The following is a 23331-nucleotide window of genomic DNA, read 5'->3' as shown; positions in this document are numbered from 1 at the left end:
CAGGGCCGGAGGGTTGGCTTGCCAGCGCGGCTTTCGCAACGAAATAACGGACGAGAGAAGATTTATGACTCACTACCTGGTCGTAACGGCCATCGGCACGGACAGGCCTGGCATCGTCAATGAAGTGACCCGCCACGTCAGTGGCTGTGGTTGCAACATTGTAGACAGCCGCCTTGGCATCTTCGGCAATGAATTTACCTTTATCATGCTGCTCTCGGGCGACTGGAACAGCATGATGCAACTCGAAATCAGCCTGCCCCTGCGTAGCCAGGAGTGGGATCTCATCACCATGATGAAACGCACCGAGCGCCACCAGTCCCTGCAGTATGACGTCCGCGCCAGCGCCGACCTGTTGATCCGCGACGAGCCCGGCATCGTAAGCCAGTGCACCCAGTTCTTCAGCGAACATGGCTGGAACATTCAGGCGATGCAATCCATGACCCTGGAGCAGCAGCCGTTCAACCTGCTGAAGATCAGTTTTCAGCTCAATCTGGCCAGAGAGGGTGAAGTGGAAGGTTCGCAAACCGCCTTCGCCGAATTCTGTCGTCAACTGGGTGCCGAATCGTTCGAGTTTACCGTCAATCGCAAACACGCCTGAGGGCGTTTTACCCGAGGAGACACCATGCAACCACTACAAGCTGGCAGCCCCGCCCCCGATTTCTCCCTGCCCGACCAGAATGGCAATCAGGTCAGCCTCGCTGGCCTGCGCGGCAAGAAGGTGCTGGTCTATTTCTACCCCAAGGCGATGACCCCCGGCTGCACTACCCAGGCCTGCAGCCTGCGCGATGTGAACGCCGAGTTGGCCGCCCTCAATGTGGTGGTGCTTGGCATCAGCCCGGATCCGGCCAAACGGCTGAAAAAGTTCGAAGAGCGGGACCAGCTCAACTTCACCCTGCTGGCCGATGAAGACCACGCCGTCGCCGATGCCTTTGGCGTCTGGGGCCCGAAGAAGTTCATGGGCAAGGAGTATGACGGCATTCACCGTCAGAGCTTCCTGATCGATGAAGAGGGCAAGATTGCCCACCACTTCGACAAGTTCAAAACCAGCGATCACCATCAGGTGGTACTGGATTTCCTCAAGGGATAATCCTCCCCTGCGTCATTGAAAGGCCTGCCATGCAGGCCTTTTTTGTCTGGTCAGCCGCCCCTTGCCAGCGGATTTTTCTCACCAACTCCCCCGCCCAGATCAAAAAATTCATTTTATATATGGGTTAACGTGACCCCAGAATCATCTTCCAGCGAGATATCCCATGAACATGAGCAACACAGAACGTTTGATCCTGAGCAACCAGTACGAAATTCTGGCGAAACTCAATCCGGAGAAAGCGGACGTCTACCAGCGCGCCAGCACCATCATCGAGCGCGGCTACTGCCTGCAGATCCTCGAGCTGGAGAAGAGCTTCGGCCATCTGGATCTGGCAACCTGCCAAGAGGTGATCGACACCCTGGAGCTGCACCACGCACTGGCCATCTCATGGGGCAATCTGGATGCAGCCGATCAGGGCGAGATCAACGCCAGTCGGCTGGAGTTCAACGGCTACAGCCGCAGCCAGGAGCGTGAGCTGGCTGACTACGTCTGCTTCCTGCTGGAGGTGGACAAGCGCTTCCCCGAGCTCAAGTGCCCGTGCGACGAGCTCTCCAGCGACATCGCCATGCGCGACAAATACCAGCGGATGCTGCAGGTGTGGCGTCAGTGTCCACGTCAGTACAAGCTCTCCATCCAGGAGATCCGCAAGGTGCTGGCGGCCTGATCCGCATACCAACCGCAACAAAAAAGGCGCCACTGGCGCCTTTTTGCATCTGAAACGGGTTATTCGTAGAGAAAGGATTTATCGAGCTGCTGGAAGGCGGCCTTGAGGGTATCGGCCAGCTCTTCATAGCGCGGCTGGGAAACCAGCTGGCGGCGGCCCCCCTGCTCGTTCATCTTGCCGTTGATCTCCCGATACCAGCTCGCCAGCGACGGGGGCAAGCGGGTGTCGGCACGCTGGCCGAGCCAGTAGTAACCCTGCAGCGGCAAACTGAGCAGAAACAGCACGGAGGTGATAACGGAGGGCCAGTAGTGCAGCTCGCCAAACTGGAACTGCAGCATCACGCTCAGCACCGCCAGCGCGGGGATCACCTTGAGGGCGAACTCGGTTGCCTTGATCACCCGATTTTCAGGAAACATCGAATTGAGCTCGGGACGGCGCGGCCAAAGCGTCATATAATGGCGGCCTTGCTGTAACTTAGTTCCAAAAATGTTCATGCTCATACTACCTCCGAGCGCTTTTTGAACGTACTAACGGCAAAACCTCGACAAAATTTGATGCAAAGTAACAAAGGTTGAGGATGACTTTGTTATTTTTCAACAATCGGGTTATCCTTTGTACGCCCATTTTTGCGTCAAAAGCTTCTTGCTATTGACCTGTCAGGGACGTCTGGATTTCGGGTCTTGTATCACTATACAAGGGGCAAGCAACAGATTGCCAACCCTCATAAGGATAAGTTGAAAGTTTTTGGCCGCACCGCGTCCAACGCATCCGCCTACACAACCCAATCTGCGATAGGATTTATTCATGAGTAAGCTGGTTCTTGTTCTTAACTGTGGCAGCTCTTCCCTGAAGTTTGCCGTCATTGACGCAACCACCGGTGATGACCTGCTGTCCGGCCTGGCCGAGTGCTTCAACCTCGACGACGCCCGCATCAAGTGGAAACTGAATGGCGAGAAAGGCAGTGCCGATCTGGGCGCGGGTGCCGCTCACCAGGAAGCGCTGGACTTCATCGTCAACAAGATCCTGCCGCTCAATCCGGAACTGTCCAAGAACCTGATCGCCATCGGTCACCGTGTTGTTCACGGTGGCGAGCGTTTCACCTCTTCCGTGGTCATCTGCGAAGACGTGATCGCCGGCATCGAAGCTGCTGTTCCGTACGCACCGCTGCACAACCCGGCTCACCTGATCGGTATCCGTGAAGCTCGCCGCGTATTCCCGGCGCTGGCTGACAAGAACGTGGCCGTATTCGATACCGCGTTCCACCAGACCATGCCAGAAGAAGCCTTCCTGTACGCCCTGCCGTACAAACTCTACAAAGAGAACGGCATCCGTCGCTACGGCGCTCACGGAACCAGCCACTACTACATCAGCCTGGAAGCTGCCAAGCAGCTGAACAAGCCGGTTGAAGAGCTGAACATCATCAACTGCCACCTGGGCAACGGCGGTTCCGTCTGCGCCATCAAGAACGGCAAATCCGTTGATACCTCCATGGGTCTGACCCCGCTGGAAGGTCTGGTGATGGGTACCCGCTCCGGCGATCTGGACCCGGCCATCATCTTCTTCCTGCACGACAAGCTGGGCATGAGCGTGGCCGATATCAACACCATGCTGACCAAAGAGTCCGGCCTGCAGGGTCTGACCGAAGTAACCTCCGACTGCCGTTTTGTTGAAGACAACTACGACAGCAAAGAAGAAGCCAAGCGTGCTATGGACGTTTACTGCTATCGCCTGGCCAAGTACATCGGCGCCTACGCTGCCGCCATGGACGGTCGTCTGGACGCCGTTGTTTTCACCGGTGGTATCGGTGAAAACTCCGCCCCGATCCGTGAAATCACCCTGAACAAGCTGGGTCTGCTGGGCTTTGACGTCGATCACGACGCCAACCTGAAGGCTCGTTTCGGCAAGGGTGGCGAGATCACCAAGGCTGGTTCTACCAAGGCTCTGGTAATCCCGACCAACGAAGAGTGGGTTATCGCCCACGACGCGCTGGAACTGGTCGGCGCTTAATTGACGCAGTAACTCGAGGCCGCCCACCAGGGCGGCCTTTTCCTGATCCCAAAAAATGAACAAGGGGTATAAAGTGGCACGCACTATTATGCTTATCCCGGTCGGCACTGGTGTCGGCGTAACTTCCGTGAGTCTGGGCGTTGTTCGCGCCATGGAGCGTCACGGTGTCAATGTCAGCTTCTTCAAACCGGTTGCCCAGCCGCGTCCGGGTGAAACCGGTGCCGAGCGCTCAACCGCAGTTATCCGCGCTGCTGCCAACATCAACCCGCCCGAGCCGTTCACCCTCTCCTACGCCGAGAACATGATCAGCTCAAGCAACACCGACATCCTGCTGGAAGAGATCGTTGCCCGCTTCGAAGAGCACGTGAAATCCAGTGGTGCCGAAGTGCTGGTTGTCGAAGGTATGGTGCCGACCGACAAGCAGCCCTTTGCCAACAAGCTGAACTACGACGTTGCCAAGGCGCTGGACGCTGACATGGTATTCGTGACCCACCCGGGCCATGACTCCAGCCAGAAGCTGAAAGAGCGCATCGAGCTGGCCTGCTCCAACTTCGGTGGTGTCAACAACCCCCGCATCGTTGGTTGCGTGATCAACAAGGTTGGCGCGCCGGTTGACGAGCATGGCGTAACCCGCCCTGATCTGACCGAGATGTTCGAAGCCCATCACCACGCTTCTGACGCGGCTCACAACCTGGAAGTGCTGCAAGTGTTCGGCAAGAGCCCGCTGCGCATCCTGGGTTGCATCCCCTGGAACACCCAGCTGATCGCCCCGCGCGCCAAGGATCTCGCCAAGCATCTGGCCGCCAAGATCCTGCACAAGGGTGAGCTGGACAGCCGTCGCCTGCAGACCGTGACCTTCTGCGCCCGCTCCATCCACAACATGGTCGAGCACTTCCGTCCGGGCAGCCTGCTGGTGACCTCCGGCGACCGCTCCGACGTCATCGTCTCTGCCTGCCTCTCCGCCATGAACGGCGTCAAGCTGGGCGCCCTGCTGCTGACCGGTAACTATCATCCGGAGCCGCAGGTAATGGCGCTGTGCCAACAGGCCATGGCCACCGGCCTGCCGATCATGATGACCGGCACCAACACTTGGCAGACCGCCGTCAGCCTGCAGAACTTCAACGTCGATATTCCGGAAGATGACCGCGAGCGTATCGAGCTGGTACAGGACTACGTCGCTGGCCACATCGACAAGCACTGGATCGAGTCGCTGACCGTCAGCTCTACCCGTTCCCGTCGCCTGAGCCCGCCGGCGTTCCGTTATCAGCTGACCGAGCTGGCCCGTCAGGCCAACAAGCGTGTCGTGCTGCCGGAAGGCGACGAGCCGCGCACCATCAAGGCTGCCGCCATCTGCGCCGAGCGTGGCATTGCCCGTCCGGTACTGCTGGGTAACCCGGAAGAGATCCGTCGCGTTGCCGAACAGCAGGGTGTAGTTCTGACCGATCGCGTCGAGATCATCGATCCGGCCGTTGTGCGCGAGCGCTATGTGCCGCGTCTGGTCGAGCTGCGCAAGAACAAGGGCATGACCGAAGTGGTTGCCCGCGAGCAGCTGGAAGACAACGTGGTACTGGGTACCATGATGCTGGAGCGCAATGAAGTTGACGGCCTGGTATCCGGCGCGGTGCACACCACTGCTAACACCATCCGTCCGCCGATGCAGATCATCAAGACCGCTCCGGGCTCTTCCCTGATCTCCTCCATCTTCTTCATGCTGCTGCCTGACCAGGTGCTGGTCTACGGTGACTGCGCGATCAACCCGGATCCGACTGCCGAGCAGCTGGCCGAGATCGCCATCCAGTCCGCCGACTCTGCTGCCGCGTTCGGTATCGAGCCGCGCGTCGCCATGATCTCCTACTCTACCGGTACCTCTGGCGCCGGTGCCGATGTAGAGAAAGTGCGTGAAGCGACCGAGCTGGCCAAGGCCAAGCGCCCCGACCTCATCATCGACGGCCCGCTGCAGTACGACGCGGCCATCATGGAGAACGTGGCCAAGTCCAAGGCACCGAACTCACCGGTTGCTGGTAAAGCTACCGTGTTCGTCTTCCCTGACCTGAACACAGGTAACACCACTTACAAAGCGGTACAGCGTTCCGCTGACCTGGTCTCCATCGGCCCGATGCTGCAAGGCATGCGCAAGCCGGTCAACGACCTCTCCCGTGGCGCCCTGGTGGACGACATCGTCTACACCATCGCCCTGACCGGTATCCAGGCAGCTCAGGCTGACGAACAAGCTTAATCAGCATCCGCCTGAAAAAACCGATCACAAAGGCTGCTCACCCAAGGTGAGCAGCTTTTTTTATTGGTACTCTTTTGCCAACCAGAGAAAAACTCCACCAATCTGGCGTGTAACAGAATAATGCTATCCGTTCTATCGGAGTTCGGAGCTGACAGAACACTAGGAAACCAGCGTGACGCCCGATCGAAACAGAGTTTAAAAGACATGCAATATCATATGGTTGGTAATAGATAACGGCGCAGGCTGACTGCTTATAGCAAATTTTCAGTCATTGGGAGGAGGAACAAGCCTGTCAATAATTGCAGTGAAAAAGACCCACTCGATACGCTATTCATCAATGTGCCACTCGGCAATATCCACATCATGGAGGAATGGAAATGCTGATGAAGAAGCTCTCTGCAGTGATGTTGCTGGCCTGCTTGCCCCTGTTGAACCAACCCGTGCTGGCGGCCGATAAAACCGTTCCCAAACAGACAACTGCGGCGCCCGCAGCTGTTGAGAGCGGGAAGGTAAATATCAATACCGCCACCCTTGCCGAACTCACCAGCCTGAAAGGGATTGGTGACAAGAAGGCACAAGCCATCGTCGACTATCGGGAAAAACAGGGAAAGTTCACCTCGGTCGATCAGCTGGCAGATGTCAATGGCATTGGCCCGGCCACGCTGGAAGCCAACCGTGACATGATCATCGTCAAATAACGTCCGAGCTCTGCATATACGAATGGGGTAGCCTGTGGCTGCCCCATTTTTCTTGGAGTATCATGGCCGCACTTTAATCCCGCTGGATAGTTTTCCATGAAAAAGACTCCTCTGACAGTTCGCAAGGCCGTGCTCCCGGTAGCCGGTCTGGGTACCCGTATGCTGCCAGCCACCAAGGCCATCCCGAAAGAGATGCTGCCGGTGGTCGACAAACCGCTGATCCAGTACGTAGTGCGCGAAGCCATCGCCGCCGGTATCAAAGAGATCGTGCTGGTCACCCACTCGAGCAAGAACTCCATCGAAAACCACTTCGACAAGAGTTTCGAGCTGGAAGCGACCCTCGAGAAGCGAGTCAAGCGTCAGCTGCTGGAAGAGGTGCAACAGATCTGCCCGAAAGACGTCACCATTATGCACGTCCGCCAAGGGGAGGCCAAAGGGCTGGGCCACGCTGTCCTCTGTGCCCGCCCGCTGATCGGTGACAACCCGTTTGCCGTGCTGCTGCCTGATGTGCTGATTGATGAAGTGGCCAGCGACCCGAAAAAAGACAACCTGGCCGAGATGGTGCATATGTTCGAAGAGAACCAGATCAGCCAGATCATGGTGGAAGCGGTTCCCGAAAGCGAAGTGGACAAGTACGGCATCGCCGACATCAAGGGCGAGGCCCTGAGCGAGGGGATGTCCCTGCCGATGCAGGCCATTGTCGAGAAGCCGCCCCGTGACGAAGCCCCCTCCAATCTGGCGGTGGTGGGTCGTTACGTCCTCTCCTCCAATATCTGGCCGCTGCTGGAGAAGACCCCGGCCGGTGCCGGTGACGAGATCCAGCTGACTGACGCCATCGCCATGCTGATGGAGCAGGAGCAGGTCAACGCCTACTTCATGAAGGGCAAGAGCCACGACTGCGGCAGCAAACTCGGCTATATGAAAGCCAATGTGGAATATGCCGTACGCCATCGTGAGCTGAACGGCGAATTCATCGGTTGGCTGAAGCAGTTCGTCAAACAGTTGTAATCGCTAAAAAATCTGTTTTTTGTAGAGGTATTCGAGGAGCATCAAATGATGCTCCTTTTTCATTTACGCAACAAAAAATCAATCAAGAGTAAATAAACTCTCAGCAAATCATAATGTTGTAATTTATTCACGCATGTTCTATAAGGGTTGAGGCGTGTTTCTCGCCCTTGCATAAAAAACTCAAAAAAATATAAGACACAGGTGGAAGTTCCAATGAATAACCCGTCAAAAGGGACCTTTTTAGGTCACCCTAAAGGGCTTTTTTTGCTCTTTAGTACCGAACTGTGGGAGAGATTCTCCTATTACGGCATGCGTGCCGTACTGGTGCTCTATCTGACCGACCTGACTGCCAACGGCGGTCTGGGCTGGAGTCAGGCAGATGCCCTCAAACTCTACGGTATCTATACCGGTCTGGTTTATATCACTCCGCTGATCGGCGGCTGGCTGGCTGACACCTTCCTGGGTCAACGTCGCGCCATCCTGATCGGTGCCGTGCTGATGGCCGCAGGTCAGTTCACTCTGGCACTGCCCCACGCCATGTTCCCGGATATGGTCAACACCATGTTCTACACGGGCCTCGCGTTGCTGATCGTGGGTAACGGCCTGTTCAAACCGAACATCTCCACCATGGTGGGTGACCTCTATGAAGAGGGCGATCACCGCCGTGATGGTGCCTTCACCATCTTCTACATGGGTATCAACCTGGGTTCCCTGCTGGCAGGTGTGATCTGTGGTGCTGCCGCCACGGCCTACGGCTGGCAAGCCGCCTTCGTCGGCGCCGGTATCGGCATGCTGCTCTCTCTGGTGATCCAGGCCACCATGGCCCAGCGTTTCCTGGGTGACATCGGTCGCGTCACTGCCGCCCAGCGCGCAGCCGCCCTGCGTACTACCGAGCAGAAAGCACCGCTGACCAAGCAGGAAGTGGATCGCATCAAGGTTATCCTGGTACTGGGTCTGTTCACTATCATCTTCTGGGCCGGTTTCGAGCAGGCCGGTGGTCTGATGAACCTCTACACCCAGGAGTATACCGACCGCATGATCGGCAGCTTCGAAGTGCCGACCGCCTGGTTCCAGTCCCTGAACCCCTTCTTCATTATCACCCTGGCGCCGGTCGTTGCGGCCATCTGGATCAAGCTCGGCAAGAAAGAGCCGAACTCTCCGGTGAAATTCGCCATGGGTCTGCTGTTCTTGGCTATCGGCTTCCTGTTCATGGTGGGTGCCGTGCTGCAGCAGGGTGGTGACAACACCGTCAAGACCTCCATGTTCTGGCTGGTTGGTGCTTACCTGTTCCACACCCTGGGCGAGCTCTGCCTCTCCCCGATCGGCCTCTCCATGGTGACCAAGCTGGCTCCGCTGCGTCTGGCTTCCCTCATGATGGGTGCCTGGATGGGCTTTATCGCCATCGCCAACTATGCTGCGGGCTTTATCGGCTCCATTGTTGGTGAAGCCGGCCCGATCGCCATCTTCGGTGGCATCGCCCTGGCTGCGGTGCTGAGCGCCCTGTTGCTGCTGACCATGGCTAATCGTCTGGTTTACTGGATGCACGGTGCCGAAGGCCCGGCCAAAGAGCCGCAAGCTCAAGAGAAGAAACTACACTCCGCCACCGTCTAAACTGTCAGGATTGTAGACAACAGACAGGGCGCCCATCGGGCGCCTTGTCTGTTTTGGTCTCTAGTCAAGCAGCCTCAGTGATGACGCACCTGCACATTGAGCGCACTACCGCTGTCGCTGCGAAACTGCAGATCGAATGGTTCATGCCAGCTGCGTTTGTGCAGAGCGTAGTGGCTGTTGCGCATCAGACCAAGCGGTAATCCACCCGAGCGCATCAACCAGTGGGGGGAAGTGAGCCCGGCATTGGCAAATACCAGCCCATCGTGCTGATCAAACAGCAGAGCAGCCATGGCAAAAGCGTGGCGCAACCCGGACTCCATCAACTGATGGTTTAGGTAGTCGAGCAACCGGTGCGGTTGGCTCAGCAAACGGCTCTCGTTCTGCTGAAACTGGCGATAGGGCACGTTCATCAGAGAGCGCACCAGCGCCCCGCAAAATGCTGCATCCGTCCCCATGATGGGCATCTCCATCACCAGCACCAGCAGCTTGTCTTCCACCTTGAAGGTATCGGGAATGAAGAGGTGCCCAAGCCCCTTGAACGTGACCTGCCAGGGGCCCCACTCCTGCAATCCCGGTGGCTTCAGCCCGGCGAGCAAACGGCTGGCAGCCCGATCATGCGCACTGAAGTAATCCATATGCGCCATCAATTCGAGCTGCTGAGCTCGTGTGGAACTCCCATTCAGGCACTGGTCGATACTGCGATCGACCAGTGCGAAGTTCTCGAGGGGCTTGAGCAGGTAGTCCCGAGCACCGGCACGCAAGGCACTGGCGACCGCCTCCATGGAGCTCTGGGCCGAAATGACGATAACCGGAATATGGGGATAGCGCGCAGAGAGACAGGCGATTACCTCGCGGCCATCCATATTGGGCATATTGAGATCGCACAGTACCACGTCGGGATGATAAATCGCTGCAGCTGACAACCCTTCAATTCCATCCTCAGCCTGAAACACCGTTGCCCCGTCCCGCGCGAGGTAACTCACTAACGAATGGCGAAAAACTGCTTCGTCTTCCACCACCAGGATCCGCAGTCCGGGTTTTGGCATGTTGACAAAAACCTTATGAGTCAATTGTTTATTTAAGTAATAAGACTAGTCTAAATCAGCAGAAATGCCGCGTGCCTTGCGTCACAAATAGCCGGATTGGCTAATCTGCATACCAAAATAGTGCAAGCTGCTGGATTATCGACATAATCCCGCTCTCCCTGCTCAACGCTCCGCGGTAGGCTCAATTTTCACCACCCGACCATGCAGGGCACTCACTTGCAGTGTGACGAATTGTGCAGGAGAGCACCATAGGGGATAATGCCCCCCACTCCAGCTCGTGAAGAAGACCATGACCCCAGCCGAATACAGTGCCCTTGCCCACCCCAGATTGTCCCATCCGGCTCGCAGCCTCTATACCCTGCAGCTGCGCCGACTGGTGCTGGAAAATCAGGCGGCCCGGCTCAACTATCCCGAGCTGGGTCGGGCACTGGCAGTGGTCGATCCGGGTGATCCCTGCGGCTTCTCGTTTCAGGTCAATGCCCGTCAGCTCACCGAGCTGTTCGATGAACTGATGGAGGCGGGCCTGCTGCAGGTCGAGGCTCAGCCCGAGAGTGAGCACTACCATCAGTGCCCGTTCCAATTGCCACTGCTGACCCAGAAATTGCGCAGCCCGCTGCCGGAGCGCCCCTTCCAGATGCATCTGCAATGGCGACCGGACGAGGAGCTGCCCGCCCTCGCCCGTCTGTGCGGGGTGATCGATGCCAGCTATAGCGAAGAAGATCTGGGGGAGTTTATCGCCTACTGGCTGGGGCGCCCCGAGGTGTTCGACTCCCAGCATCAATGGATGCTCAAGTTCATTCGCGCCCTCAAGACCCGCCGCTATACCCGTCGCAAACCGATGGAGGTGCAGGGCTACCAGCAGGTGACGCCGGCCCCGGCAGAGTCGGGCCCCAGCAAACGGGCCCAACAGATGATTGAAGAGGCCAAGCGACTGGCCCAACAGCAGACGCAAGAACCCGCAGCGCAGCAGGAGCCGGATAATGATTGATAGCGGCCCCCGCCTGCAGGCAGAATCAACCCCTTGTCTACCCATCCCTGATCGAGCAGAAGGAGCATTCCATGACTGACCCGCAAGATCCCCTGCGCCAGGAGCTGGAAGAGATCGAAGCCAAGCGCCAGAAGATCGCCAAGGCCAAGCAGGATCACCGCATTCACGACCCGGAATTGAGCCGCCATGTGGGTGGCCTGCTGGAGCGCATTCGTCGCCTGCAACAAGAGACCGGTGGCGGCCAGTATGACTACGAGACCCTGCGCAAGGAGTACGACGCCAAGGCCAACGCCGAGGTGCGCGAGCTGCAGAAGGCGGCCCGTCAGGAGCGGATCCAGAAGCTGATCGCCCAAGCCGACCTCAACCCCGACTGGGTATTTGACAAGATGGATGCCACAGATCCGGCGCTGCAATACCCCATCGAAACCGCCCGTTACTTTATCAGCGGTTTCGAGCACTGGGAGAAGAGCGGTGGCGGCTGCATGCTGATCTACGGCGACTACGGCACCGGCAAGTCGACCCTGGCGGGAGCGGTAGCGCATGAGCTGATCGCCCGTCACCAGAAATCGGTGATCTTCCAGCAGTGGGCCTCCATCGTCGATCGACTGTTCTTCAACGTCATCCCCGATCAGGACGAGCGCAACCAGTACCGCCGCGCGCTGGAAGAGGTGGACCTGCTGATCATCGATGAGGTATCAGCCAACCGCGCCAAAATGGCGGAGAGCCAGTCCAGCTTCCTCGGCCACCTGCTGCGCCGCCGTCGCAACCTGTCAAAGAGCGTCATCATCATCACCAACCACACACCACAGACCCTGCATCAGGCGATCGGTGATTTCAGCTATGAGGCGATCAAGGCGTTCAATCCGGTGGATATCCACCTGAGCGGCCCCAGCCGTCGCCCCAGCATCGGCAACTACAACGGCTGATGCTTCTCAAAGAGTGCGAGTCGCTGACGGCTCGCACCTTCTCCTCCTTGCTGACTCACAAATAGAAACAACTCTCATTTACAGCAGACGAACAAGCCACTAGGCTAGCCCCTTTTGCCAAGGGAGCTCATCTATGCCAACCACACTGATTTTCGGAGCCAGCCGCGGGCTGGGCCGCGCCTTTACTCACCACGCCCTGAGCCAGGGTCACCGGGTCGTTGCGCTGGTACGCAGCCCCGAGATGGCCACCGAACTGAGTGCGCTGGGAGTTGAGGTGATCGAAGGGGATGCGCTGGAGCCGGCTGCGGTGCAGCAGGCATGTGCCCGGGCGGGGTTAGATGCACAGGTCGTATCTACACTGGGCAGCTTCCGTCAGGCCGCGCCGGTGGACTATCAGGGCAACCGTCATGTGATCGATGCCATGGAGCAGGCAGGCCTGAAACGGCTGCTGCTGGTCACCTCCCTCGGCTGTGGCGACAGCTGGCAGTATCTGCCGGAGCGGGCACGCGCCGCCTTCGGTCACGAGGTACGTCTCAAGAGTCTGGCGGAGAGCTGGCTGCAGACCAGCGCCCTCGCATGGATCATTCTGCGCCCGGCGGGCCTTCAGGATGGCGACGCCACCGGCCGTGCCGAGCTGAGTCAGGGCAAGGAGGTACACGGACTGGTACGCCGCGCCGATGTGGCCGCCCAAGGGCTGCGTCTGCTGGCGGATGAGACTGCTGTGGGGCAGATCTACGCCATCGGGGATCCCACGCTCCAGCGTGGCTAAAGCAGCAGTAAAACCGCTTAACCCCACCACATAACAAAACGGTCAGCCCAAGGGCTGACCGTTTTCACTTTACCGCACACGCTATCTCTCGGGCGCTTGCCCTATCCCGTTTAACCGGCGGTCGTTTCACCCTGCACGACTGACGGGCGAGCAACCGGCAACGACTGCTGCCGCCAGCGCAGCAACAGGCACGCCAGCACGCCGTAGAGCAGCGCCAGTCCCCACAGCTGCCACCAGTAACGGGAAACCTGGGCGAAGTCGGCCCCCATCTGGTTAAGGCGCAGAAAACCCTCAATGGCTGGGATAGTGGGCACCCACTGAGCCAGCCAGTTGAGGGGGGCCGGGATCAGCTCCAGTGGCCAGATAAAGCCCGCCAGAAAGACCAGCGGCAGGGAGGAGATCAGAACCACCTGAGTAGGCAGATCACGCCGGGTAAAGAGGGCACCCAACACAATCCCGAACCAACATGTGGCCAGCAGGAACGGCAGGGCAAACAGCCAAAGCTGCACCGGATCTGCATGACGAGCGATATTGTAGTGATCGAAGCAGAAGCCGAGGAAGTAGCTCACCGGCAGCAGGAACAACCCAGCCAGCACAAGAGTTCTGGCCAGCAGCAGCGGCAACACCGGCGCGCTTTGCCAGTAACCATGCTCACCGCGACAACTGCGCTGGTTCTGGGTCGCCCCCAGGATCCCCGCCCCCATCAGCAACACCTGATGGAGGATCAGCACGAACACCGCCGGCACCACGTAGTTCACATAACCCATGGTGGGGTTGAACACCGGCACCACGTTGAGGGCCACCGCATTCCAGCCCATGGCCGCTTGTGGCAGCGCCTCGCCGTGGCTCAGCAGCCGCGCCACCTTCACCTGCGCGGCGAGAGTGCCACCGGCCTGCGCCAGTCCTTCGGCAATGGTGCCGTAGACCAGAAAGTAGGAGGCATCACCGGCATAGCTCAGGGTGACGCTCTTGCCCAGCATCAGGTCCCGATAGAAGTGGTTGGGGATGTGCAGGATCCCGCTCGCCTCCCCGGCCATCATCAGCTGGCGCGCCTCGGCCAGCGAATTGGCCCGCGCAACCAGCTTCACCTGCGGCGTGGCATCGGCCATAAACTCCAGCTGACGGGACAACTGACTGCCATCGTCGTTGACCACCACTACCGCCTCTTCCCGTGGCAGCTGATGCAGATAGGGCTGGGGATAGAGAAACGAGTAGAAGATCACCCCGCCAAACAGGGTCAGCATGATGGCTCGATCCGCCAGCAGGGTGCGTAGCTCGAGGCGCAACAGATCGACAAATCCCAGCATCACTCAGGCTCCTTTTCAGCGACTGCCACTGCGGCTGATTGACGTGCCAGCTCGGCCTGCTGCTTGTAACGGCGCACCACCAGCAGCAAGGGGAGCAGGAACAGCAGCAGAGCCCCCAGTTGCGGCAGCGCCGATGCGAGGGGCAGACCGTAGTTGCTCTGACCAATCTGCAGCTCGACATAGTGAGAGACCGGCAGCAGGCTGCGCCAGAAGCGGGCGAAATCCCCCATGGCACTCACCGGAAAGGTGACTCCCATAAAGGCAAAACCGGGCGCAGTGTAAGCCCCCGCCAGCGACAGAGCGCGGGCCGGATCCCGGATAATGCCGTAGAAAAAAGCCCCCATGGTGACGCAGGCGGCCGAGGCGAGCCCCAGCCCCACCAGCAATACCAACCAGCTACCGTGCATGGGATAGGAGAAGCCCTTGAACAGCAGCAGCGTCCAGACAATCCCCCACCCCCAGCCAATCAGCACGTGGGGCAGCAGGGTGCGCCAGAGGCCGAACCAGACACCGCACGTGGTCCAGTCCAGCCCCAGCCGATCGGTACGGGCCAGCGCATTGAGGCCGAACAGCACCACCAGGATCTGCCACACCGCGGGCAGAATGGCACTCAACAGAAATTGGGCGTAGCTGGAGTTGAGGTTATAGAGCGCAGTCACCTGACTGCTGATGGGCACCGACTGCCCGAGAGCGCCGGGCAGCGCCTTGCCATCGGCCATCGCCTCCAGCACGCCGACCTGACCGTTAAGGGTGCCTACCACCTGCGCCAGCGCCGAGTTGACCAGCTTGGCGATGAGGATAAACTGGCCGTTGTTGAACACCGTCACCTGCGGCTGGGTGCCCTGACGGGCATCCCGCTCCAGATGGTTGGGGATCACCACCAGCGCATAGATATCGCCACCGCGCAGGGCTCGGGCACCGGCATCGATGGAGTCAAACTGTTGCGCCACCTTGAGCCCGGCCGAGCCATCCAGCGAGAAAGCGAGCTGGCGCGAGAGCACGCTGTGGTCGAGATCCACCAGCCCTACCTTGAGGTCGCGGGCCAGCCCTGCCGAGAAGATCCAGCAGAGGATCCCCATCAGCAGCAGCGGCACCCAGCTCATCAGGGCACGACTGAAGGGATCCTGCCACAGCAGCCGAAATTCACGTCCCATCAGAGTTCAACCAGCACACTCATGCCAACCCGCAACCCCTCAACCGGTTGCAGCGGGCGAGCCTCCACCTGGAAGCTCTTCATGTCGAAGCCCTGACGGGTATCGGTGGCACGCCAGGTGGCGAAATCCCCCATCACGGCCACATGGGTCACCTTGAAGCGCACGGTCTGATCGCCAAGGCCCGGGATGCGGGCATCAAACTCGGTACCGACCGGGAAGCGGGGCAGCAGATCCTCGCGAACGTGGAACTGGGCCCAGGCATCGCTCATGTCGAGCAGGGTCACCACCGGGAAGCCTTGTGGCGCCAGCTCGCCGCTATGCAGCAGTACCTGACTCACTTCACCATTGTGGGGGCTGGTGATGCGGGTGTCGGCCAGATAGGCCTCAACCTCGGCAACAGAACCCGCCGCCATCTTGGCCTTCTCGCGAGCGGCGATCTTGGTCTCTTCCCGCGCCCCTTCCAACGCCATCTGGTACTGTTGCCACGCCATCCCTTCGCTGTAGCGTGCAGCTTGCCACGCGGTCCAGGCCTCATCGCGTTTTTGCAGCGGCATTACGCCGTCGCGATGCAGACTGGCCACCCGCTCATAGGTCTTGCCACGCAGCTGGGCGGCAGCCTTGGCTTTTTGCCACTGATCCTTGGCGGCAGCGATCTGTTGGGCTCTGGCCCCTTTCTCCGCCTCTTGCGCCAGCGCACCCGCAGCGGCCTCACCGGCCTTGGCCTGGCTCAACTTGGCTTCAATCTCGGGGCTCGCCAGGGTAAAGACCAGTTGATCCTTGGTCAGCTGATCGCCTTTTTTCACCAGCACCTCGTCGATGCGACCCGGTACCTTGGAGGAGACCGAGTACTGCTGCGCTTCAATCTGCCCTTGCAGATGCACCGGCTCCGGTTGATAGGCCAGCCAGAAGCGCCAGCCGAGCCACACCACCAGGATCACCAGCGCCAATGGCAACAACAGCGGTTTACCCTGGCTCATCTTCTTTTTGATGGGGGGATGGCTCATCACTTCACCTCGACAAACGGGCGACCCTTGACGGTCGGAAAAGACATGAAAAAAGGAACAGACAGGACCGGGATCATGAGTTCACCTCGATCACCTGACCATGCTGATATTGATTGAAACTGTTCATCTGGCCGGAGAGCGCCAGCAGACGGGCCAGCGACACCACATATTGATAGGCCGCCGCTGCGCGCTGGGTCTTCACCCCCGCCAGCTGGTTTTGGGCATCCACCACATCAAGGGAGGTAGAAAGTCCTTGCCCGAAGGCCTTGTCCCGCAGTAGCACGTTCTCCTCTGCCAACGCCTGAGTGGAAGAGAGGGATTGATACTCCTCCAGCCCCTGCGCCGCTTCGCGCCAGGTCTTCTCTACCAGCAACTCCAGATCCTGACGGGTCTTGGCCTGCAGCAGATTGACTTGCAGCTCGGCACTCTTGGCTGCCTGCACCGTCTCGGAGCGGCCATCGCGGCTCACCAACGGCATGCTGACACCCACCCCCACCAGCCAGTCCGGCGCGGTCTTGGAAGCTATCGAATCATCTTCATAGAGGTTGTAGTTACCGAACAGGAACACCTCGGGGGCATATTTGCCCTGCTCGACCCGGATCATCCCCTTGGCCTGCTCCTTCTTGGCACTGAGCAACTTGAGACCGGGGTGCACCTCCAGGGTCTGGCTCACCAACCCCTCGAGGCGCGGCAGATCCTTGTTGACGAACAGGCCGCTGCCCGGCTGGGCATTTGGCAACTTCAGCATGCGGCCGAGGGCCAGCTCGGCGATCTCGAGGCTGCGACGCGCCTTCTGGGTATCGATGCGCGCTCTGTCATAGGCCGACTGGGCGGAGAGGCGCTCCACCCTGGCGATCTGGCCCTGCGCTTCGAGCTTCTTGGCGTGATCCAGATGGTGGGCCAGCCCCTCTTCGATCTCCTGTTTGGTCTGCACCACCTGAGCAGCCAGCACCACGCCGAAATAGGTCTGGGAGAGGCTCTCGAAGGTGGATTGCTGCTTGAGCACCAGCAGCTGCTGCGCCTCGCTCACCTGCGCTTGGCGGATCTCCTGCGCCGCATCGATGCGACCACCGGCAAACAGCGGCCAGAGCATCTTGACCGAGCTGGTCACCACATTCTGTTTGGTCAGGGGGGTGACAAATGCGTTGGCCCCGACCCCGAACAGGCTGCCGAGTGCCAGGATCAGATCTTTCTGCTTGGCCAGCGGATTGAGATCGAGGGCATCAAGTTCAATCGGCTGATCAAGATGGGTATAGCTGGCCCCCAGATCCACCTTGGGCAGATACATGTCCTTGGCCGCCTCGCGCAACTGCTTGGCCCGATCGACCCCGGCCTGCTCGGCAGCCAGCCCTTCATCCTGCTGGATGACCCGGGTCCAGGCTTCGCCGAAACTGATGGTTTGCGCCTGCGCCGACCCCAGCACGGCCCCCAGCAGACACGGCCAGAGTGATTTAATGAACCTTGACGTCATAGATCCCCAATCCGCTTTTGTTGCATAAATGTTTGGAGCATTTGCTCGACTTAAGCCCGCCATCATAACGCAAAGCGGGCCTGCAAGTGGACTGACAATTATGCAGGCGTCCGACCCGAATGGTACAGCGATCAGTCTCCGGCAATCTGGCCGTTTTTCAATAACTCCAGAATTTGCAAGCCTTGGCGCGACGTTTTTTTCAGAAAAAAATGGCTGACGCTCAAATACTAACCTTTTCTCCTGCCTAAAAAATGCGTAATATACGCCGCCCTAAGCCGATGGTAACCGTGGAATGCAGATAGGTCCCCACACGCTTGAAACTCCCTTGATTGTGGCTCCCATGGCCGGTGTAACTGACCGACCATTCCGTGAACTTTGTTTGCGATTGGGGGCTGGCATGGCCGTTTCCGAGATGCTGCTGGCCAACCCGGATGTCTGGGATACCCAGAAAACCCGGATGAGGATGGATCACTCTGCAGAAGGCGGATTGCGTTCGGTCCAGATTGCCGGAGCCGACCCCGAGATGATGGCGTTTGCTGCCCGCTACAACGTGGAGCAGGGCGCACAGATCGTCGACATCAACATGGGATGTCCGGCAAAAAAAGTGAATAAGAAGTTGGCAGGTTCTGCCCTGCTGCGTGCCCCCGATCAGGTCAAAGCAATTTGCCGGGCCGTGGTGGATGCAGTGGAGGTGCCTGTCACCTTGAAGATCCGCACAGGATGGGATCCGGATAACCGCAATGGCGTGGAGATCGCCCGAATCGCCGAAGATTGCGGTATCGCGGCCCTTGCCGTGCATGGTCGTACCCGTGCCTGCCTCTACAAGGGCGAAGCGGAGTACGACACGATCAGGGCGATTAAGCAGGCCGTATCGATTCCTGTTGTCGCCAATGGTGACATCAACAGCCCGGAGAAAGCCCGGTATGTCCTCGACTATACCGGTGTCGACGCCGTGATGATCGGCCGAGCTGCGCAAGGACGACCCTGGATTTTCCGGGAAATCCGTCATTTTCTTGAGACGGGCACCAAGCTGCCGCCTCCCGATAGGGAAGAGGTTCGCACCCTGATGAACGAGCATGTAACCAACCTGCACCGGTTTTATGGTGCATATCTGGGAGCGCGCATAGCCCGTAAACACGTGGGCTGGTATCTGGATGAAGAAGAGACGGGCCGAGAATTCCGTAAGCACTTCAATGCCCTGGATTGCGCAGACGCGCAACTTGAGGCACTCGAAGCGTATTTCGATGGATTAGGTTAACAAGATAACTAAAGAGCCGACCGAATATGTTCGAACAAACCCTGACTTCTGATGCATTGGTAACAACTACTCACAATCACGCTGCCGAGCCGACCCAGCGCCCCCTGCGTGACTCTGTGCAACAGGCCCTGCGTAACTACCTGGCCCAGTTGAACGGTCAGGAAGTGATTGATCTGTACGATATGGTTCTCTCCGAAGTCGAAGCGCCGATGCTGGACGTGATCATGCAGTACACCCGTGGTAACCAGACTCGCGCTGCCGTGATGATGGGTATCAACCGTGGCACCCTGCGCAAGAAGCTCAAGCGTTACGGCATGAACTGATTGCTGGCCGCGAGCCGCGACGGCGGTTCAAGGCAGATGCGAAAGGCGCCAGGTAGCAATACCTGGCGCCTTTCCTTTATGCTCTCCCCTCCATTTCACCATGACGACCCCGATGAACCGCACTCCCCTGCTGCTGATGGTACTGGTCACCCTGCTGGCCGCTGCCGGCTGGCTCTTCTCGAAAGAGGCGATCCGCGAACTGCCCCCTGCCGCCTTTATCGGCAGCCGCTTTCTGCTGGCAGCCCTGCTTTTGCTCCCCTTGGCCTGGTTGCGCGAGCTACCACCAACCCGAGCCCAACTGGTGCGCGCAGCCGGTTGCGGCACATTGCTCGGTGCCAGCCTGCTACTGTGGGTCACCGCCATCAGCCAGAGCGATGCGCTCGGCAGCGGCGCCTTTATCATGAGCGTCGCTACCCTGATGGCCCCGCTGGCCGCATGGGGAGCCTTTCGGGCCAAGCCCGGCCGCCACTACTGGCTCACACTGCCCATCGCCATCGCCGGTTTGCTGCTGCTCTCCAGCAGTACCCACTGGGGCGTGTCGCTCTCGCTGCTCTGGTTTCTGGCGGCGGCCACCACTCTCGGCATCCAGCTTGCCGTCCATCGCCACTTCGCCCAATCCATTGCCCCTACCTGGCTCACCTGTATCCAGCTGGCGATGACCGGCCTGCTCGGCACCCTGCTCTCCCTGCTGACCGAGCAGTGGCCAGAGGCTGGAGTCAGCCACGGCATCTGGGGCTGGTTTGCAGCGAGCGTCTTGATCGCCACCACATTGCGCTACTGGCTGCTCACCCACGCATTGAGCAAGATGACTACCGCCCACGCCGCCCTGATGATGCTGCTGGAACCGGTCTGGACTCTGCTCCTGAGCACCCTCTTCTATAGCGAACCCCTCGGCGGCGCCAAACTGGCCGGAGCCGGACTGGTGCTCGGCGCCCTGGTGCTCTACCAACTGCCCCTGCTGCTGCGCAGTGCCCGCCTCAAAACGCCCGTCTGATACGCGTCACCGCCCTGCAGGGCGGTGTCACCATTTCCCTCCTGTTTGCTTATCTTGTCCTGCCAATGCTGACGCTCTGTTAACGACATTTAACCCTTGGTATCCAGAGGGTTAAAGGGCATACCCCATGAAAAAATGCCATATGGCCAGCTTGATAAAGGTCACATTCCTCCCCCGCGACCCTCCCTATCATGCCCCCATCATCGGTCTGGACAATCCTGACGATGGCCACACATGGGAATAACAAGAGAAAAGACTATGCAGCAAACCAGCCCCCTCAAGACGGTCACGGTCAGCATATTGGCAACCGCCATGCTGATCTTTGTGGCCCAGTACCTGATAGGTAAACAGGAGATCAAGATCGGCATTGCCATCATCCCGATCCTGCCGATGCTCTTTGCCGTCATCATCGGCATGATTGTCTCCGCCAAACCGGTCAAGGATCGCATCCCCGGCTGGAAACAGCTCTTCACCGAAAAAGAAGAGGGCTTCTGCGGCAAGATGGTGGGCTTCAGCCTGCTGATCCTGGGCACCCAGTATGCGGGGATGATCATCCCCAACCTGAAGATGATCCTGAGCGTCGGCGTGCCGCTGTTCCTGCAGGAGATTGGCAACCTGCTGCCGATCCTGATCGCCATCCCGCTGGCGGTGAAGTTCGGCTTTGGCCGCCGCGCCATCGGGGCCTGCTCCTCCATCAGCCGTGAGCCGTCCGTTGCGGTGATTCAGGGCAAGTTCGGCACCGGCTCTCAGGAGTACATCGGCGTGCTGGCCATCTACCTGTGCGGCTCCGTTATCGGCACCCTCTGGTTCAGCGTACTGGGCAGCATCGCCCCGCTCACCGGTCTGCACCCGCTGGCACTGGCTGCCGGCTCTGGTGTGGGCTCAGGCTCCATGCTGAGCGCCGCCTCAGGCGCCCTGATCAACGGTCTCGACGAAGCACTGGCTCAGCAGGTGCTGAGCATCGCGGCAGCCTCGAACCTGCTCTCATCTGCCCTCGGCGCTCTCTCCCTCACCTATCTGGGTCTGCCGCTCGCTGAAAAAATCTATGCCCTGACTGCCAAAGGAGAGAAAGCATGAAAAGCATCGTAATGGATATGCGGTTCGTCTTTCTGGCGATCCTGCTGGCCATGTTTACCCAGACCCTGACCACCGGCACTCCGCTCTGGCTGATGGGTGACAGCTTTATCGCCATGTCACTGGTGGTGTTCGCCTCGCTGATTGCCAAGCGCTACCTGCCCTCCTCCCTGCCGGCATTTGCCTATGCCACCATCATCGGCATTCTGATCTGCCTGCCGGAGACCCCGGTGCGCGGTCTCTTTATCGACGCCGTTGCCAAGATCTCCTTCCTCTCCTGCTGCGTACCGCTGCTGGCCTTCGCCGGTCTCTCGGTGGGCGGTCAGCTGGAAGAGCTGAAGAAGATGTCCTGGAAAGTGATCCTGATCTTCATGATCGTCTCCACCTGCTGCTTCTTCGGCGCCTCGCTGGTGGCCCAACTCGGCTTCTCCATTCAAGGGATCATCTGATGAACAACATCCACATTGAACCGGCCCTGCTGGCCCTGCGCGACTTCAGTCAGGAAGTGCGCCACCATCTGCACACCATTCCGGAAGCCTCCGGCGTCGAGTTCAAGACCTCGGCCTACTGCCGCGAGCTGATGGCAGGCTTTGGCTACCGTCTCACCGACTACCCGGGCTTCACCGGTTTCCACGGCGATCTGGTGGTTGACCCTGTGCTGCCGACCATCGCCTTCCGTGCCGACATGGATGGCCTCGAGATGCATGACATGAGCGACGTTGCGTTCAAGTCAACCCACGAGGGAATGGCTCACAACTGTGGTCACGACTCCCATATGGCGATCGCCCTGACCGCAGCCAAGTTTCTGGCCGCCAACAGATCGCGCCTGCAGTACAACGTCCGCTTTATCTTCCAGATGGCGGAAGAGGACATGCGGGTGCCGGGCGCCGAGAAGATGGTGGAACTGGGCTGCATGAAGGGGGTGGACGAGGTCTATGCCCTCCATAACGACGGCGCCATGGAGACCGGCACCATCAAGTTCAACCACGGTGTCATGTCCTCCTGGGGCTCAGCCTGGACGCTGGATGTGCACGGTATCTCCGCCCACGGATCCACCCCCCACAAGGGGCTGGATGCCATCCGCGAAGCGGTGCGGATCATCGAGGATATGGACTACATCGTCGCCAAGCGCACCAGCCCGTTCAGCCCGGCGGTATTTGGCTGCGGCATGATCAACGGCGGCACCATCCCCAACGCCATCGCCGACCATGTGCAGGCGCGCGGCACCATCCGTGCCATGGATGCCGAGACCGACCAGATCCTGAAGAACAGCTTCAAGGAGATCGTGGCCCAGAGCGAACTTCGCGGCTTCAAGACCAAAATGGTCTATGCCGGGTATCCGGCGGTCGAGAACCACGCCGATGCCTGCGCCCGTCTGCTGCAAGCGGCCGCCGACGTATTGCCCTCCGAGGGGATCAACGCTCAGGGTCAGCCGATGACCGGCAGCGAGGATTTCAGCTACATGGTCAACGCCTGCCGTAGCCGCAAGGGGGCCATGTTCTTCCTCGGCAGCGGCTGTCAGGCCAAGGGGATCTGCAACTACCTGCATGCAAACCCCTACTACCTCGATGACGACTGCCTGCTGGTCGGAGCCCAGATCTTTATCAATCTGGCGACCCGCAGCGCTTAATCCCGCATACCGATAAAACCAGAAGAGAGGCCAAGGCCTCTCTTTTTTTGTCTCTGTATTTTTGCTCTGTGTACGA

General features: G+C 59.2%; 23 protein-coding genes. 17 read left to right on the top strand and 6 right to left on the bottom strand.

Features of this window, described 5'->3' with window-relative positions; translation table 11 throughout:
* Window positions 1-64 precede the first annotated feature (64 nt).
* The 3 genes from G5182_RS06520 (at window position 65) to G5182_RS06510 (ending at window position 1751) form a co-directional block, all read left to right on the top strand.
* Window positions 65-598, top strand: a complete 534-nt coding sequence (locus G5182_RS06520; protein WP_216949630.1) for a glycine cleavage system protein R — start codon at window positions 65-67, stop codon at window positions 596-598.
* A gap of 24 nt (window positions 599-622) precedes the next feature.
* Window positions 623-1087 (top strand): thioredoxin-dependent thiol peroxidase, encoded by a 465-nt coding sequence (bcp, locus tag G5182_RS06515; RefSeq protein WP_005358255.1) that lies wholly within the window; start codon window positions 623-625, stop codon window positions 1085-1087.
* A gap of 163 nt (window positions 1088-1250) precedes the next feature.
* Window positions 1251-1751: a YfbU family protein gene (locus G5182_RS06510; RefSeq protein WP_005341125.1), complete on the top strand. Its 501-nt coding sequence runs from the start codon at window positions 1251-1253 to the stop codon at window positions 1749-1751.
* Window positions 1752-1810: 59 nt separating this feature from the next.
* Here the strand turns inward: G5182_RS06510 and yfbV are convergent, their stop codons facing one another.
* Window positions 1811-2251, bottom strand: a complete 441-nt coding sequence (gene yfbV / locus G5182_RS06505; protein WP_005339116.1) for a terminus macrodomain insulation protein YfbV — start codon at window positions 2249-2251, stop codon at window positions 1811-1813.
* Between the two features lie 304 nt (window positions 2252-2555).
* On the opposite strand from yfbV, the gene G5182_RS06500 reads away from it, so the two are divergent.
* The 5 genes from G5182_RS06500 (at window position 2556) to G5182_RS06480 (ending at window position 9311) form a co-directional block, all read left to right on the top strand.
* A complete protein-coding gene (locus tag G5182_RS06500; RefSeq protein ID WP_005349210.1) occupies window positions 2556-3758 on the top strand; it encodes an acetate kinase in 1203 nt (400 codons plus the stop codon).
* A 55-nt stretch (window positions 3759-3813) separates the two neighbouring features.
* A complete protein-coding gene (gene pta / locus G5182_RS06495) occupies window positions 3814-5994 on the top strand; it encodes a phosphate acetyltransferase (RefSeq protein WP_005339119.1) in 2181 nt (726 codons plus the stop codon).
* Window positions 5995-6371: 377 nt separating this feature from the next.
* Window positions 6372-6692, top strand: a complete 321-nt coding sequence (locus G5182_RS06490) for a ComEA family DNA-binding protein (RefSeq protein WP_216952910.1) — start codon at window positions 6372-6374, stop codon at window positions 6690-6692.
* Window positions 6693-6788: 96 nt separating this feature from the next.
* Window positions 6789-7700: a UTP--glucose-1-phosphate uridylyltransferase GalU gene (gene galU, locus G5182_RS06485; RefSeq protein WP_227341976.1), complete on the top strand. Its 912-nt coding sequence runs from the start codon at window positions 6789-6791 to the stop codon at window positions 7698-7700.
* A 213-nt stretch (window positions 7701-7913) separates the two neighbouring features.
* Window positions 7914-9311 (top strand): peptide MFS transporter, encoded by a 1398-nt coding sequence (locus G5182_RS06480; RefSeq protein WP_227341975.1) that lies wholly within the window; start codon window positions 7914-7916, stop codon window positions 9309-9311.
* A gap of 74 nt (window positions 9312-9385) precedes the next feature.
* On the opposite strand, the gene G5182_RS06475 is transcribed toward G5182_RS06480, so the two are convergent.
* Complete coding sequence (locus G5182_RS06475) at window positions 9386-10357, bottom strand: response regulator (protein WP_216952909.1); 972 nt, start codon at window positions 10355-10357, stop codon at window positions 9386-9388.
* A 289-nt stretch (window positions 10358-10646) separates the two neighbouring features.
* Between G5182_RS06475 and G5182_RS06470 the strand changes: the two genes are divergently transcribed.
* From G5182_RS06470 to G5182_RS06460, 3 genes are all read left to right on the top strand, one after another.
* A complete protein-coding gene (locus G5182_RS06470; RefSeq protein ID WP_005349201.1) occupies window positions 10647-11345 on the top strand; it encodes a DnaT-like ssDNA-binding domain-containing protein in 699 nt (232 codons plus the stop codon).
* A 71-nt stretch (window positions 11346-11416) separates the two neighbouring features.
* Window positions 11417-12271 carry a DnaA ATPase domain-containing protein gene (locus G5182_RS06465; RefSeq protein ID WP_019445022.1) on the top strand — a complete coding sequence of 285 codons (855 nt, stop codon included), beginning with the start codon at window positions 11417-11419 and terminating at the stop codon, window positions 12269-12271.
* A 133-nt stretch (window positions 12272-12404) separates the two neighbouring features.
* Entirely contained in the window at window positions 12405-13040 is a 636-nt protein-coding gene (locus tag G5182_RS06460; RefSeq protein ID WP_216952908.1) for an SDR family oxidoreductase, read from the top strand.
* 110 nt (window positions 13041-13150) lie between these two features.
* Here G5182_RS06460 and G5182_RS06455 read toward each other — a convergent pair whose 3' ends face one another.
* The 4 genes from G5182_RS06455 to G5182_RS06440 all read right to left on the bottom strand — a co-directional run bounded on the left by G5182_RS06455 (window position 13151) and on the right by G5182_RS06440 (window position 17976).
* The gene (locus tag G5182_RS06455) at window positions 13151-14347 is read right to left on the bottom strand and encodes an ABC transporter permease (RefSeq protein WP_216952907.1); all 1197 of its coding nucleotides are present in this window, start codon (window positions 14345-14347) and stop codon (window positions 13151-13153) included.
* Complete coding sequence (locus G5182_RS06450; protein ID WP_216952906.1) at window positions 14347-15501, bottom strand: ABC transporter permease; 1155 nt, start codon at window positions 15499-15501, stop codon at window positions 14347-14349. Before G5182_RS06450 ends, G5182_RS06455 begins: the two co-directional genes overlap by 1 nt.
* Entirely contained in the window at window positions 15501-16505 is a 1005-nt protein-coding gene (locus G5182_RS06445) for an HlyD family secretion protein (protein ID WP_421254263.1), read from the bottom strand. The genes G5182_RS06450 and G5182_RS06445 overlap by 1 nt, the downstream gene beginning before the upstream one ends.
* A 73-nt stretch (window positions 16506-16578) precedes the next feature.
* On the bottom strand, window positions 16579-17976 hold the full coding sequence (locus G5182_RS06440) for a TolC family protein (protein ID WP_216952905.1): 1398 nt from the start codon (window positions 17974-17976) through the stop codon (window positions 16579-16581).
* Window positions 17977-18268: 292 nt separating this feature from the next.
* Between G5182_RS06440 and dusB the strand changes: the two genes are divergently transcribed.
* The 6 genes from dusB to G5182_RS06410 all read left to right on the top strand — a co-directional run bounded on the left by dusB (window position 18269) and on the right by G5182_RS06410 (window position 23255).
* Window positions 18269-19234, top strand: coding sequence for a tRNA dihydrouridine synthase DusB (gene dusB / locus G5182_RS06435; RefSeq protein ID WP_421254262.1), 966 nt, complete (start codon window positions 18269-18271; stop codon window positions 19232-19234).
* 26 nt (window positions 19235-19260) lie between these two features.
* A complete protein-coding gene (fis, locus tag G5182_RS06430) occupies window positions 19261-19557 on the top strand; it encodes a DNA-binding transcriptional regulator Fis (RefSeq protein ID WP_005309538.1) in 297 nt (98 codons plus the stop codon).
* Window positions 19558-19669: 112 nt separating this feature from the next.
* Window positions 19670-20551, top strand: coding sequence for a DMT family transporter (locus G5182_RS06425; RefSeq protein WP_421254261.1), 882 nt, complete (start codon window positions 19670-19672; stop codon window positions 20549-20551).
* Window positions 20552-20809: 258 nt separating this feature from the next.
* Window positions 20810-21628 (top strand): DUF3100 domain-containing protein, encoded by an 819-nt coding sequence (locus G5182_RS06420; RefSeq protein ID WP_005339140.1) that lies wholly within the window; start codon window positions 20810-20812, stop codon window positions 21626-21628.
* On the top strand, window positions 21625-22074 hold the full coding sequence (locus G5182_RS06415; RefSeq protein ID WP_033114935.1) for a hypothetical protein: 450 nt from the start codon (window positions 21625-21627) through the stop codon (window positions 22072-22074). The genes G5182_RS06420 and G5182_RS06415 overlap by 4 nt, the downstream gene beginning before the upstream one ends.
* Complete coding sequence (locus G5182_RS06410; protein WP_270906170.1) at window positions 22074-23255, top strand: M20 metallopeptidase family protein; 1182 nt, start codon at window positions 22074-22076, stop codon at window positions 23253-23255. Before G5182_RS06415 ends, G5182_RS06410 begins: the two co-directional genes overlap by 1 nt.
* Window positions 23256-23331: the final 76 nt, after the last annotated feature.

The sequence above is a fragment of the Aeromonas sp. 600948 genome, from assembly GCF_049174875.1.
Taxonomy (GTDB): domain Bacteria; phylum Pseudomonadota; class Gammaproteobacteria; order Enterobacterales; family Aeromonadaceae; genus Aeromonas; species Aeromonas veronii_A.
This window is presented reverse-complemented; position numbering and strand designations above follow the sequence as displayed.